The 13,989-nt window shown below is 64.2% G+C and carries 13 protein-coding genes; 3 read left to right on the forward strand and 10 right to left on the reverse strand.

Annotated elements, in window-relative coordinates; translation table 11 throughout:
- Positions 1 to 27: 27 nt before the first annotated feature.
- The 3 genes from OG203_RS43270 to OG203_RS43280 all read left to right on the forward strand — a co-directional run bounded on the left by OG203_RS43270 (position 28) and on the right by OG203_RS43280 (position 3,397).
- A complete protein-coding gene (locus tag OG203_RS43270; protein WP_405162987.1) occupies positions 28 to 1,242 on the forward strand; it encodes an aminotransferase class I/II-fold pyridoxal phosphate-dependent enzyme in 1,215 nt (404 codons plus the stop codon).
- Positions 1,243 to 1,266: 24 nt separating this feature from the next.
- Positions 1,267 to 2,682, forward strand: a complete 1,416-nt coding sequence (locus OG203_RS43275) for a cytochrome P450 (protein WP_405162988.1) — start codon at positions 1,267 to 1,269, stop codon at positions 2,680 to 2,682.
- 121 nt (positions 2,683 to 2,803) lie between these two features.
- Positions 2,804 to 3,397 carry a DUF2867 domain-containing protein gene (locus tag OG203_RS43280; protein WP_405162989.1) on the forward strand — a complete coding sequence of 198 codons (594 nt, stop codon included), beginning with the start codon at positions 2,804 to 2,806 and terminating at the stop codon, positions 3,395 to 3,397.
- A 150-nt stretch (positions 3,398 to 3,547) separates the two neighbouring features.
- Here OG203_RS43280 and OG203_RS43285 read toward each other — a convergent pair whose 3' ends face one another.
- The 10 genes from OG203_RS43285 to OG203_RS43330 form a co-directional block, all read right to left on the reverse strand.
- A complete protein-coding gene (locus OG203_RS43285; RefSeq protein WP_405162990.1) occupies positions 3,548 to 4,051 on the reverse strand; it encodes a hypothetical protein in 504 nt (167 codons plus the stop codon).
- A 257-nt stretch (positions 4,052 to 4,308) separates the two neighbouring features.
- Entirely contained in the window at positions 4,309 to 5,238 is a 930-nt protein-coding gene (locus tag OG203_RS43290) for a polyprenyl synthetase family protein (RefSeq protein WP_405162991.1), read from the reverse strand.
- 30 nt (positions 5,239 to 5,268) lie between these two features.
- Complete coding sequence (locus OG203_RS43295; protein ID WP_405162992.1) at positions 5,269 to 6,765, reverse strand: MFS transporter; 1,497 nt, start codon at positions 6,763 to 6,765, stop codon at positions 5,269 to 5,271.
- Complete coding sequence (locus tag OG203_RS43300; RefSeq protein WP_405162993.1) at positions 6,762 to 8,867, reverse strand: AMP-binding protein; 2,106 nt, start codon at positions 8,865 to 8,867, stop codon at positions 6,762 to 6,764. Before OG203_RS43300 ends, OG203_RS43295 begins: the two co-directional genes overlap by 4 nt.
- Positions 8,860 to 9,351 (reverse strand): hypothetical protein, encoded by a 492-nt coding sequence (locus OG203_RS43305; RefSeq protein ID WP_405162994.1) that lies wholly within the window; start codon positions 9,349 to 9,351, stop codon positions 8,860 to 8,862. The genes OG203_RS43300 and OG203_RS43305 overlap by 8 nt, the downstream gene beginning before the upstream one ends.
- Positions 9,348 to 10,502: a beta-ketoacyl synthase N-terminal-like domain-containing protein gene (locus OG203_RS43310; protein ID WP_405162995.1), complete on the reverse strand. Its 1,155-nt coding sequence runs from the start codon at positions 10,500 to 10,502 to the stop codon at positions 9,348 to 9,350. Before OG203_RS43310 ends, OG203_RS43305 begins: the two co-directional genes overlap by 4 nt.
- Positions 10,499 to 10,750 (reverse strand): phosphopantetheine-binding protein, encoded by a 252-nt coding sequence (locus tag OG203_RS43315; protein ID WP_405162996.1) that lies wholly within the window; start codon positions 10,748 to 10,750, stop codon positions 10,499 to 10,501. The genes OG203_RS43310 and OG203_RS43315 overlap by 4 nt, the downstream gene beginning before the upstream one ends.
- An 11-nt stretch (positions 10,751 to 10,761) precedes the next feature.
- A complete protein-coding gene (locus tag OG203_RS43320) occupies positions 10,762 to 11,817 on the reverse strand; it encodes a UbiA family prenyltransferase (RefSeq protein WP_405162997.1) in 1,056 nt (351 codons plus the stop codon).
- The gene (locus OG203_RS43325) at positions 11,817 to 13,049 is read right to left on the reverse strand and encodes a cytochrome P450 (protein WP_405162998.1); all 1,233 of its coding nucleotides are present in this window, start codon (positions 13,047 to 13,049) and stop codon (positions 11,817 to 11,819) included. The genes OG203_RS43320 and OG203_RS43325 overlap by 1 nt, the downstream gene beginning before the upstream one ends.
- Positions 13,050 to 13,153: 104 nt before the next feature.
- Positions 13,154 to 13,873, reverse strand: coding sequence for a DUF2867 domain-containing protein (locus OG203_RS43330; protein WP_405162999.1), 720 nt, complete (start codon positions 13,871 to 13,873; stop codon positions 13,154 to 13,156).
- Positions 13,874 to 13,989 lie beyond the last annotated feature (116 nt).

Consider the following 13,989-nt stretch of genomic DNA (forward strand, 5'->3'; position numbering starts at 1 on the left):
TATGAAGAAAAGCGAGGTCTACTCACGATGACTACCCTGCCCGGTTGGAATTTCGACAAGTTCGCCGAAGGCATACGTGCCGCAGGCATTACCGGACCGCCGGTGTCCAACGTCATTCCCGGCGCGACACACGGCACCGACACGCTGGTCTCGAACTTCGCGTCGGTGAACATGTTGAACCTCCAGCGTCGCGACGATGTGATGAACTGCCTGCTGGCGGCCACCAAGAAATATGGCCTGGCCAGCGGCGGATCCCGCACCGTGCAAGGTATTTCGCCCGGCCACCTCGCGATGGAGGCCACCGTAGCCGAGTACCTGCAGAAGGAAGCGGCGATCAGTTTCGGGACCGGCACCCTGGCGAACATCGGCTTTATCAACGCGATGTCCGGGACGCATTCGTATATGCCCGGTGTGGCCATGGTGAACCGAGATGTGGTCTTCGTCTATGACCGCGACGCGCACTGGTCGTTGTGGAAAGCGGTGGAGGGCCTGAAGTTCGGCGAACGGATCTTCTCGTTCAAGCACAATTCGGCGGAGAACCTCGAAGAGGTTCTCAAAGGGTTGCCGGGCAAGCGGGTCGTCGTGGTGTTCGAGTCGGTGTACTCGATCGACGGAACGGTCGGGCCGATGCACGAATTGGTCGACGTGTGCCAACGATACGGTGCGGTGTCATATGTCGACGACGCCAACGGGTTCCTGCTCTACGGTGCGCCCCACCGCAAATTCGCCCAAGAGTACGCCGGTATGCGGCGTGCCGACTTCATCATGGTGTCGATGAAGAAGGCCGTCGGGCTCGAGGGCGGGCTGATCGCCGGGCCCGCGAACGCCATCTTGAGTTTCGAACTGCTTTCCGGCACCGGATCATTCACCGCTGGCATGTCGGCGCCTGCGGCGGCGGGCACGGACTACATCACCAAACTGCTCGCCTACGACGAGCCGGAGATCGTCGACGGCTACCTGGCGAAGGTCGACGATTTCCGCAAGATGCTGGTTGACGCCGAATTGCCGATCACCGACACCGAGACCTGTTTCTCCTCGCTCGTGATCGGTGACGAGCGTCGATGCGTCGAGCTTTTCCACGCATACCTCGAGGAGGGCATCCGGGTTCCGCCCTACCTGTATCCGGCGGCTCGGCGAGGTCAGGCGGTGCTGCGCATCATCATCAATGCCGCTCACACCGACGAGCAATTACACAACTTCATCGAGGTGTCGAAGAAGTTGCGGGACAAGAACCTTTTCTGAAATCCACGGAAGGTAATCATGGATATGAGTACGAGCACGACGACTTCCGTCGGTCGTTGCCCGATAGATCATGCCGCGCAGCGTCCGCCGATCACGATGCGGGCGACTGATCTGCCGGCGCCGAAAGCACCAGGAATAGTACAGACGTATCTGTTCACGAAGTATCAGACGGATTACACCGAGAAGCTCCGTGACCAGCTCGGCCATCGATTCAAGCTGCAACTGCGGCCAGGACCCGACCTGTATGTCATTTCCGACCCGGGTGATATCAGGGAGATGTTCCAGATGTCTCCGGATATCCTGCATACCGGCAACGGAAATGATGTGTCCCGTAAGTTCTTCGGCCGGACCGGTCTCGCCTTTCTCGACGGGAACGAGCATATTACTCGGCGCAAGGAACTCCTGCCGAGTTTCCGAGGCACGGCATACAAGCGCATCACGGCCGCCATCGCGGAGCTCGCCGAACGCGACATTCCCCGCTGGCCCACCGACCAGGTCATGCCGCTGCGCCCGGTTATCCACCGCTTCACGGTGGAGGTGATCCGCGAGGTCGTCTTCGGCAAGGTGACGCCGTCGCGCTGGCCCGAACTGTTCGAAGAGATCATGGGTGTTGTCGCGCTCAACGACCATATGACCGCGGCATTCCCGCTCGAGCAGATGTCACCCTTCGCGAACTGGTTGATGCGGGCGATTCCGAAAACCGGACTGCGCGCATTCCTGAAGCACCGTCGCCGTGCTGACGAACTCCTGTTCGAGGCGTTCAACGAACGTCGGGCGATCGGTGAGTTCGGCGACGATATGTTGTCGGCGATGTTCGCCATCGAGGTCGACGGCCATAAGCTGTCCGATGTCGAACTTCGCGACGAGATCATGACGCTGTTCCTCGCCGGCACCGAGACGACCGTGTCGAGCGTCGCCTGGGCTCTCGAATATCTGAGCCGGTTTCCCGCCGAACTCGATCGCGTCCGGGCCGAGATCGATGCGGGCACCAGCGATGCCTACCTCCAAGCGGTCTGCTATGAGATTCTGCGGCTGCGCCCGCCGCTGCCGATGCTTATGCCTCGCGAGGTGATGAAGCCGATCCAGCTCGGCGGTGTCTTCTACGAGCCCGGCGATACCATATTCGCGAGTTCCCACCTGCTTAGTACTGATAAGCGCAATTTCGACGATCCGAAGGCATTCCGTCCCGAACGGTATTTCGACACCAAACTGGATTTGAGTACCTGGGCGCCGTTCGGGGGCAACATCACTCGGTGCCCCGGTGACAAGATCGCGATCGACGAGATGAAATCTGTCCTGCGCGTAGTGCTGTCCACCTTCGACCTGCATCGTCCCGATATGACTCCGGAGCGGGTGCATCATCGCGGCATTTTGATCAGGTCCGACCGCGGTGCGCGGATGGCGCTGCGGCGACGGAAGGAGGTTCCGGCCCGCGTGTGACGTCGAGCGGGTGGTGCCGAAGGCGTTGCGGGACACGGCGATCGACGTGTCCCGCAACTGGCTCGCGCGTATCCCGGCCAGTCCGGAAACTGTTTCCCGTAGTACAGATGGAGGTCAACGAATGAAGCTGAAGCTCCCGAACACCGAATACACTTCTCGGCCTTGGCGAGTGCACGAGTTCACGGACGACTTCGAGGTCGAGGACGTGTGGAAGCTGCCGACGTACGGCGGGCCCGACGATCTCGTTCGCCTGGTGCGGCAGATGACCGACGACGATGATTCGGCCATCGCCGACTCCAACATCATCGTCCGAACGCTCTGGTCCTTCCGCTGGAAGCTCGGTGCGCTGCTCGGCTGGGACAAGCCGGACAAGGGGCTCGGCAAGCGGGTGATGTCGCTGCGCGACCGGCTGCCGTCCGATCTGCGCGAGGTTCGTGGGCCGGACATGCTGGTGACACCGTTCACGTCGGTCTATCAGACCCACGACGAATGGCTGGCGGAGGTCGCCAACTCGACTGTGCACGCGCTGATGCACCTCGGCTGGGTGCAGGACGAGAAGGGCGACTACTACGCCCAAATGACAGCGCTGGTCAAACCGAACGGCTTATTCGGAAAGCTCTACATGTGGGGAATCTCGCCGCTGCGGCAGCGGCTGGTGTACCCGCCGCTGTTCCGAGCGATCTCGCGCGAGTGGCGGATGCACCAGGCGGGATGATCTGTAGCTTGGCCCGACGCTCGGCTGGGGTTTCCCGGCCGAGCGTTTTGCGTGCGCGGCGGGCTTGCGGTATTTCCTGATCGATAGACGAACGGCACCCGCCGGGACTCGACGGGTGCCGCATCGGTCAGCTCGTGACTACGAACGGAATCAGGCGAAGGCCATCGATCCCTGCACAGCGAGGCTCGAGAGACCATCGGTAGCGCAGCCGGGGTTCGGCTGGGCGCCATCCATGGTCACCGTGATCACATCACCTTTCAACGCACCGTCGGTGACGGTGGCGGTGAGCGAAAGGTCGGGGGAGAACTTCAGGTCGAAGGTGCTCTTGCTGCCCGACGCCCAGGCGATCGCGGCGGTCCCGGTCCCGGTGAGCGCCAGCCCGCACGGATCATCGGCCGCCGCGGTGGCGGTCATCGAGCCGGTGCCGCTCAGCGTGCCCGAGGCGAGGTCCGAGTGCTGGCCGTTGCTCGACGAACAATTGCTGAGGTTGCCGCTGATCGCGGCATTCGAGGTACCACCTGCCTTCAATGGCGGCGTGAGGTTGAGGGTGAGTGCCGACTTACAGCTCAGGTCGCCGGCGGCGGCCTGAGCGGGGGCGACCGGAAGAAGTGCGAGAGCCGCGACCATTGGTGCCGCTGCAGCCATCAGAGCCATGGGGCGGACGTATCGTGATGCCATTTCCGTATCTCCTACTACTGTGCTGTTGCACGCTTATTCAGGGGATATTCATTCAGCTCTCTGTGGAATGTTTTTCCTTCGAGAACAAGATCAGGATATCGCATTATCAGTGTGATTTCTAGCCGCATTTGTCTCCAATTGTCAACGGCCCCAATGGATTTGGCGCACAACTGTGACGCGGAAGGTGAATTCCGCTATGTCCCAACCGGTCGGCGATTTGCCGACCTGAAATACTAAGCGGCCGTGGTAATTACGCCGCAGAAGAGAGTCTGTAGATCATCGAGCCGGCGGTCGTCGAACCCGACGTTGCGCAGCATCGCCACCGCGGCTTCGATCGACCGTTGAATGGATTGCGAAGTGCCGGTGAACATATCGGCGTAGGTGATGCGGCCGTTCGCCGCATCGAGATGTTGATCCTTACCGCTGGTGACGGAATGCTGATGGTCGCGCATATCGTCGGCGAGTTGGAAAGCCACACCGAGGGTTTCGCATGCCTGCGCGAGTTCGGTGAGGTCCTGATCGTGGTCGACGACCAGAACGCCGAGACTCAGCGGCAGGTGGATCGAGTATCTGCCCGATTTCAGACTGGCTATGCGGCGCAGCAGGTCGGGATCGCTCTCGCCGGTGACGGTGGCAACGACATCCGCGTACTGGCCGAGCACCATTTCCGAGCACAGTTCGGCCCAGACCCGGCGAATGGCGGGATGTTCGGACGCGACCATTTCGTTGGCCAAGGCCGCACAGAGATCGCCGGCCAGTATCGCGATGGAGTTCGCGTGCCGCCGCGCGGCGGGGTGCTCGCTCGCGCGCAGTCCGAGCTCGTCGAGCACGAACGGTGCGGCGGTTGGCATCCCGCGCCGCAACGACGCGTCATCCATGATGTCGTCCTGCAGCAGCCCGAACAGATGCAGCAACTCCACCGCCGCCGCGAGGCGGACGCCGCGATCGAGGTCGTACTCGTCGCGCAGGTGCGCCATTGTCATCCCGTGATACACCAGCAGTGGTCGTATTCGCTTGCCGCCGGCTCGGTGCAGGCGCCGCGCGAGAGCCGGCGGGCTGAACGAATCCTGTACGTAGGGAACGTGTTTCCAGCGGTCGGCGTCCAGCGTCTGGTGTACCAGTGTGTCGACACGACCCAGGAAATGATTCGGATCGAAAATCACCGTAATACTCCCTTTACGCCCGCTATGACCTCACGGTTCATAGCGGAACATCTTCTCGCGGCCCGTGGCCAGCCATACGACGAGGGCGACCGCGATCGTGGCCGCGCCGAATATCACCACGCGATCCCATGCGGTCACGAAGGCGTCAGTGAGCTGCGTGACCGCCGATTGCGGAACGGGCCCCGCGTTGACGGAACGTTCGCGCAGCTCGTCGAATCCGACGCCGAGCCGGTCCCGCATGGTCTGGAAGAACAGCGAACCCGAGAAGGCAACGCCCGCGGCGACACCGAGTTCCTGCAGGCTGTTTCCGGTGCCGGAGGCCATACCGGTGGTCTCCTCTGGCACCAGTGCCGCGGTGCCTTCGGCGCGCAGCGGGCTGAAGATGCCCAACCCGAGACCCGCGACGATGAACCCCGGGATCAGAATCGTCCACGAGCTTCCGGTATTCAGCAGCGCGAGCAATGCCAGTCCGAGGGTCAGCGCCACCAGCGACACGGTGATCGCATGGGTCCGGCCGATCACGCCCTGGATCGGCATGGCCGCCGCGCTGCCGACGAACAGCGCGACCGTCAGAACCATCAGCCGCAGCCCGGTCTGTACCGGGCTCAGGTCGTTGACGATCTCGAAATACAGCACCGAGATGAGCAGCAGGGGGAACACGGCCATGTACACCAGGAGGGTGATCACGTTGATGCCGACGAACGTGCGATTGCGGAACAGGGCGAGATCGATCAGTTCGAATGCGGGGTAGCGCTGCAGGGCCACGAACACCGCGCCCGCGGCAACGGTCCCCACCAGGGCCGACACGATGCGTGCGTCGCCCAATCCCATGTCGTAGGCGTGGGTGAGCGCGAAAACCAGTGCGAACAGCGAAGTTCCGAGTACCAGGGCGGACACGACGCGACCGGCCAATGCCTGTCCGGGCTGGCCGATGCTGCGGCACCAGTAGAGGGCGACGACCACGCACAGCATGGCGGGGAGGTTGACCAAGAAGATCCACTGCCAGCCGATGGTCATCAGGGCCCCGCCGATCAGCGGCCCGCCCGCCAGCGCGACGCCCGACGCGCCACCGAAGATGCCGAATCCGACGAGTCGGCGCTCCTTCGGAAAGTTGTGCACGATGAGCACGGGCACCGACGCCAACAGCGCGGCCGCTCCGACACCCTGGATCGACCTGGCCAGGATGAGCACGCCCACCGAGGGTGACACGGCGGCCAAAATCGAAGCGGCGGCGAATATTCCGGCGCCGGTGTACATCACCGCGCGGGGTCCGAACCGGTCGGCGCACACCCCGCTGAGCAGCAGGATGGCGGCCATGCTTGTCGCGTAGGCGTCCAGGATCCATTGCATGCCAACGAAGGTCGCGTCCAGATCGCGCTGGAACGGCTCGAAGGCGACGTTGATCGCGGTCAGGTCCAGAATCAGGAAGAAGGTGGCGATGCCGATGCCGAGACCCACCGGCAGGATGCTCTTTGGTCCTTCGGGTCCCGCCATGCTCGCCCGCGTCGATGATGGTGATGGGGTCACGCGATCTCCTCGATGTCCGGTGTTGGTGTGCGTGCGGTGATGCGGTCTAATGCCTGCTTCGGATCGGTGAGCAGTAGGTAGTGGCCACCTGTCGGAATCCGAATATGGTTGTGACACATGGTTATCGGCTCCGCGCCCCGGTTGAGTGGGTCGTCGCCAACCGACACCTCGACATCGGCGCGGAAGGTGGCGAGGTGCTTGCCGAGCCGATCGAGCCAGGCGCCGGCCGCCGACAGGTCGGTCTCGACCCGGCGACGCGCGCGAGCCAGGGCGCTCGGCTGGCCGGCGAACCGCAGCGCGAGCATCCGGTCGGTCTCCAGCGTGAGGGCGGCGAATTCCTCGGTCGTTGGGTCCAGTGGTGGCGGACAGAACGCGATGGTCATCCGGTCGAGTACGGCATCGGGCCGGTGTGCCGCCACCGCGGCAAGGATTGTCGCGCCGAGGCTGTGTCCGATGATGCGGTCTCCCGGCGCGGTTTCGGCGAGGAGATACGCGCCGATCGTGTCGACCAGCTCGTCGATATCGGCCACCGCGGTCAGATCGAACTCGATCGCCGACACCGCACAGCTCGCCGTGGCAGCGACATCGCGGTAGAAATCCGCGCTGGCACCGGCGCACGGCAGCAGCACGATGGCAGGGCCCGGCGCCGCGGACAGGTCTCGCCAGCGCACCGTCGACCCGACCCGACGGGCAAGCATGCCCGCCGCGGCGCGACGGTCGAGCTTGCCGGTGTCGGTCAGCGGCAGTGCGGCGAGCGGCGCGACTATATCCGGCACGAGATGGTGCCGTGCCGCGTCGACCAGCCCGCGGCGCAGCTGCTTGCCCAGCTGGACCGGCGTCTGTGTGGAATCCCGATCCGCAACGCCGAGAACGAGTTTGGCCGCTCGCGCACCGCGCACCTCGACGTGCGCGGCAACGGATTCCACGCCGAGAATCTCGCGCGCCATCGTCTCCAGCTCTACCGGTGAGAACAGGATCCCTCCACGATTGATCAGGAAGTCGGCGCGACCAACGATGGTCAGGCGGTCATCATCGACCCGCACCGCGTCGCCGGTGACAAAGGTGTCGCCGGTCAATGTCAACAGATCGTCGGGACCGGCATGCAGATACAGTCGCGAGACCATCGGGCCCGTGATGGTCAGCACAGTATCGGCCGCGACCGTCGCGGTCCCGAGTGTGCTGCCGGTCAGCGGGGTGAAACCTGCGGCAGCCGACCGCCGTGCCGCCACGATGTGCAGTACCTCGGTAGCCCCGTAGCCGTCGATCATCGGCAGCGGCAAGTGTTCTTCGAGCCGCCCGCGCAACTCGTCGGACAGCGGTTCGCCCGCCGACACCGCCGATGCGATCGTCCGCAATGGTCCGGCGCCGTCGGTGGTACGCAGGCGGCGCGCGATTCCGGCCCACACTCTGGGCGACAGCGCCGCGATAGTGACCGATTCCCGTTCGATCGTCGCCATCAGCGCCTCGATCTTCGCCGGGTCGGACCACAACACCCCGGCGGCGCCGGTCAGCATCGGAATCAGCACGGTGTTGCCGAACCCGTATCCGAAGCTGATGTCCGCGGAAGTCAGGATGCGACTATCCGGGGTGGCCTGATAGAGCACCGACACGCTTGTGGCGAATGCGGCAACGCCGGAACGGTTGTGGCCGACCAACTTCGGCTCGCCGCTGCTGCCGGACGTCATCTGTCCGAACAGAAGTCGTCCGGGTCCGGTGCCGAGCTCGGGACGCGGCCCGGTCCGATCGACCGCATCGGCGGCGAATCCCGTTGCGGTCACCGTCAAGACATGTGACGCACCGACTCTTCGAGCGGTGCTGTCGAGGATCGACCGCGGCGTCGAGGACCGCCCGATGATGGGCACCGCGCCGAGCGTCCAGAGGCCGGCAAGCGCCGCAAGCCAATTCGGCGATGTCTGTGCGGCGCATACCACCAGCTCGCCGGGGCCGACCCCGGCGCAAGCAAGGTCACGGCACCATACTTCGGCCTGTTCGGCGAAGTGCCCCACGGTGATTCGCCGGCCCTGCTCGTCGATGTAGAGCAGGTCGGCAGGAGCCAATGCCGTTGCGCGTACACCCCATAGCCGCTCGGCGAGATCAATCACCGGCCACTCCTTCGCGTCCATGTCCCACGACACCGGTGACGCCCGCGACGACACGGTCGTCCCGCGCGACACAGAATCCGACCACCATCACGTCGGCTCGACCGCTGTCCACGTAGTGGTGTGCGAGCCAATCGTGGTGTTCGGTCCACGGTCCGAACACCGACACCGACGGGCCGGTGAACGCGAATCGCGTACTGATCAGGGCCGCATCGGCATTGGCACCGCTGAGTGGCCCGGCCGCGGCGATCACCCGCTTGCGTGGATGTCCGAGCCGTTCGAGCACTCGCGCGTAGGCGTCACTGCCCGAACTCGACGACGACCAGAGGACTCCGACCCGTGCGGCGCGCGTATCCAGGTCGGCCAGCAGATCGGTGACGGCAAGCAGACAGACTTCGGCCTCGGTGACATCCGGCCCGCCTTCGCGGACGATCCAGGATCGGGTGCGGCCGAACGGCAGCAGCGTCTCGATATCGGTGATTGTCACGGCTGTCCGATCACGATCGCCGACACCGATCCGCCGAAGCCGAACGATGTCGACAACACCGCGGCCGATGGCGCGAGAGTGCTTGGTGTCAGCGGCACTTGGACGCGCTCGAGGGCCGCGACGATCGGATCGACGGTCAGCGCCGCGGCATTCGGCGGCACCATGGCCTCGGCCAGGGATGTGCACGCGACCGCTGCTTCGATGACGCCGGCCGCGCCCTGACAATGTCCGGTCGCGCCCTTGATCGATACACAGGGCAGCTGCTGCTCGCGCCGGCGGAACAGCCCGTCGTAGATCTGCGCCTCCAGCGCGTCGTTGGCTCGGGTACCGGTGCCGTGCGCGCAGATCCAGCCGATGTCAGCCACCCCGCGGCCCGACTCGGCCAGCGCCTGGCCGATCGCCGCCGACAGGCCGACACCGTCCGGTGACGGCGCGACGATGTCGTAACCATCCGACGCCTCGCCGTAGCCGAGCACGGCCCCCAACGGCCGGTCGGCCCACCGCTCGGACTCCAGAATCAGCACACCCCATCCTTCCCCCGGCACCATTCCGGTGCGATGTTCGTCGAAGGGGCGCAGCACACCCTCGCGGGCGAGCCCGCCGAGCGCGGTGAACAAGGTGAGCACCTCGAGCGACACCATTTCCGCGCCGAGGCAGACCACGAAATCGGCACGCCCCGTGGTGATCAGGCTTCGGGCGATGCCGACCGCGGTGGTGCCCGCCGCGCATCCGGAGCCGATCCCGAGCACGTCCGCCTGATGGCCGAGCAACTCCGATACCGCGGCGACGTCGTCGGCCAGTGCGTTCTTGATCCCGTGCGCGGGTGCCTGTCGGTCGTACTCGGGGCGTGAGCCCATGACGGTGGCGACAAGCACAATGGGCCGTGCGCGTCGGGGATCACCGTTGACCTCCGCGATGCGCGACAGCACCGGGGCGAGCGCCGCCCGCCAGATGTCGCGATAGCGCGGGTCGGCACGGTCGGTTCCCGGATCGGACAAAGTGAATGCGCGATAGTCCGCGTCTGTCCCGACGCCAGGAATGGACGCGGCGGTCGGTACCGTCAGCGAGATCAGATTCGCCCAGAGCGTCGCCAGGTTCGGCGCCGCGGCAGTGCGGGTCTGCGCGTAGGTGATCAATGCGTTTCCGGTCATCGATGGATAACCTTCGCGTCCACCTTCGATTCGATCAGTGAGCGCATCTGGCCGAGCGTCGTAATCGGTTCTGCCTCTTGATCAGTGATGACTATGTCGTATTTCTCCTCGAAGTATCCGTATATCTCGATCAGGTCAAGCGAGGAGATGCCGAGGTGATCGTCCAAGGTGTCTTGGTCGTCGACGTCATTGGCTTGCAGGCCGCTCGCCTTGGCCACGGCCGCGCGCAGTTCGTCATCTATTGGCATTGGTCCAACTCCTATAATCGGGCGGTACTCGTCGCGAGCACACTCGTCGGCACGCGACGCGCCAGGGTCGAAATATGTTGCAGCACAGTCCAAGAGAACTGCCGATGCCAGTGCGCGTACCGTGACAACACGGTCCAGGCGAGCAGGCATGCGGCGACCATCGCCAGATAATCCACCTCGCCGACGACGGCGATGCCGGTCAGCGCGACGTTGCTCATGGTCACCAGATACATGAACTCGCGGATCGCGACGAAGTCGGCCATCGAGCGGCCCCGGGTGGCGAGCACGACGACCGCCAATTCCAGCGGCACAACCGCAAGGGCTACCACCGCGAAGGCCGAATTACCAGCTACCGCAATGACTATCGCCGCGATGATCTGCACCGCAAGCAGCGCGACGGCGTTGCGACCCGGCCCGGATCCGATGATCTTCACCCACGGCGACTGGTATCCGATCAGCCGGTCGCCAACGATATCGGTGAGGTCTTTGGCACCGGCGATGGCCAGCGACGAGGTGCCGAGCAACAGTGCACCGGCGACCAGGACCACCAGCTCGCGCCCGGTCGGTATGTCGGCGCCGGCGACGACCCCGGTGACCATCGGCAGCACCGTGGTGGCGCTGAGCAGCAGCAGCGCGAGTTTCGGCCGTCGCTTGGCGAAACGTCCGATCGAATAGCCGATTCCGATGGCAATGTTGATCGAGAGCACCACCGCCGCCGTCACCTGTCGAGGGGGCGAGTGCAGCGTGCACACCAATGCCATCGACCACACCGCCACCGCGAGCCAGATCGCCACGATGAGCGGGCGCAGTGTGCGTACCCCGAACGACAACGCCATTCGAGTACGTTGCGGTTGATTGACCCGATCGGCGGGCAGGTCGACCAACCGGTTGAGCCATTCCACCGCGACACAGAACAGCAACCAGTACCCGAGCCACGCGGCAAGCAGCCGGACCGATATCCCGTCGGCCAGTGTGGTCCCGGCCAGAAATCCCGTGCAATACAACGCGGTGAAACGCGGGGACCCGACCCGAAGGAGCTGACCAACCCGTCGCGCGAAATCGGCCATCAGTCACCTGCCGTGGTGAAGGCCGTGGTTAGTCTCTCTGGGCCGCGCAGCCCCATGCCAGGCTTGTAAGCGATCGGTTCGTCGACCGATACCGAGGCGAACCGATCGAGGGTCTTCGACAAGAACGCGGTGAGCATGGAATTGGCCAGTGCGGAGCCGAGGCAGTGGTGGATCCCCAGGCCGTAGGACAGCGATTTCACCTCTGCCCGATCGACAAGGAAGGCATCACCGTCGTCGACGGCTTCCCGGTTCGCCGAGGCGAGCAGGACCATGACGGCATCACCCTTGCTGATTGCCTGACCGCCGATCTCGATGTCCGACAACGCGATTCGCCCGGCCTCGTGTGCCGGCGGCTCGTAACGCAGCACTTCGGCCACCGCTGGTTCGAGCAGCGACCGATTGCCGCGCAGCAGCTGATACTGGTCGGGATGACGCGCGAAGCAGATCATCATGTTGCCAAGCGTGTTCGAGGTGGTTTCCTGTCCAGCGACCGTGATCAGCAGGCAGGTCGCCGCGACCTCGTCGAGGCTGAGGCTGCCCGAGGTGTCGCTCACGTCGGCCAGGCTGTTGATCAATCCGTTTCCCGTCGTGCGCGTCCGGGCCATGTCACGGAAGTACTCGAGCGACTCGTCGATGGCGGCCTGCCGCTGTTGGGCGACCTCCTTGGGAATCGAGAAGTTGATGTCGAGCACTCCGGCCACCAAGTGGGACCAGCGGGTGAACTTCGCTTTGTCGGCGGCCGGAACGCCGAGTACCTCGGCGAGTACCTCGATGGGAAATGGCTCGGCCACCTCGCTGACGAAATCGTCTGCGGTCCTGGCTTTTTCGGCGGCACGCTCGGCCGCCGCGGCAACAAGGGGGCCCATTGTCCCTGCCGTGCTCCGGGTAAAGGCGTTGGCGACGAGGCCGCGAAGGCGCGTGTGCTCCGGTGGGTCGGTCAACATGAACGGCCGTGCGTCACCATCGATGCCCAACCCAAGGAACGGGGGCATATCGTCGCCCATGAGCGCGGTGAGTTGATCGAAGAACGTCGAGTTGGCGAAGTCCTTGCCGAAACTGCGGCTGCGCAAGATGTGGTCGCAGGTCGAGTAATCGGCGACGATCCAGGCACCAAGGGGTGAGCGGTGGATCGGGAGCCTGGCACGCAGCTCCGCGTACACCGGATACGGGTCGGCCTTGAAGCCTTGGTCGAACGGGTTCAAGGCGAGTGCGAGGTCTGTGGGCTGGTTCACGTTGTCCTAGCTGCCGTGCGAGTGGTAACGCACGACAGATCTCGCGGACATCGCAACGGATACAGTCCGCCCGGGTGATGGCCGGATCCTGTTGCGGCGGAGCCCTACTGGGTATCCGGCTGCCGGCGGGCCCACTCCTGCCGGACGCTCGGCCACTGTCGGCTCTCCGTACGGAACATCAACGGATACACGACAAATCGCCGGAGCGGGGCGATGCCGTACATGTAGACCTTTCCGAAGAGGCCATGCGGTTTCACCAGTGCCGCCATCTGGGGGTAGTACGTGCCGGTCTCGTCCCGCACCCATCCGTGGTGCATCACAATGTGTCCCATGGCGCCGGAGAATTCCGCTGTCCATTCGTCATGAGTCAGATACACCGACTTGAATGGTGTTATATGCATATCCGGCCCGCGCACGGCGCGCAAGTCTTCCGGCAGATTGTCGCGCAGTGAGGCCACCCGTTTCCCGACCTGCTGTCGCTCGCTATCCCAGCCGAGTAAACCGCCCAGCCGCCACCGCACGTCGAACAGGAAACGAACGACGGGGTTGAAATCCGACATCGGTCTTTCCGGTTTGGTCGTATTCCAGACGTGGATCGCCAAGTCGTCGGGACCGCCGGGGAGTGGGCGCGCCCATACATCTTCGAGAATGTAACCGTCGTCCAAGATTTCATGAATACGCCATGGGCGGGACGTGAACTCGGAATTCGGGATCTGTCGGGAGAACATCATGCTGGTTCCTTCGGTGGAACGGGTCATGGTGGATGTAGCTGCCTGTCGAGAATCATCAGCGGAAACAGGCCGTGGTCGCGGATCGACCGCCACGTGCCGAGGGTAGTCGATGGTCCAGGGTAATTATGTTGGCGCACAGTGTGTTTCGAATAACACCGCAGCGGCTGACCGGTGTGTGCGGATCGCCCTGGTCCCGGCATGGATGTGGA

Source organism: Nocardia sp. NBC_01499, assembly GCF_045040275.1.
GTDB lineage: Bacteria > Actinomycetota > Actinomycetes > Mycobacteriales > Mycobacteriaceae > Nocardia.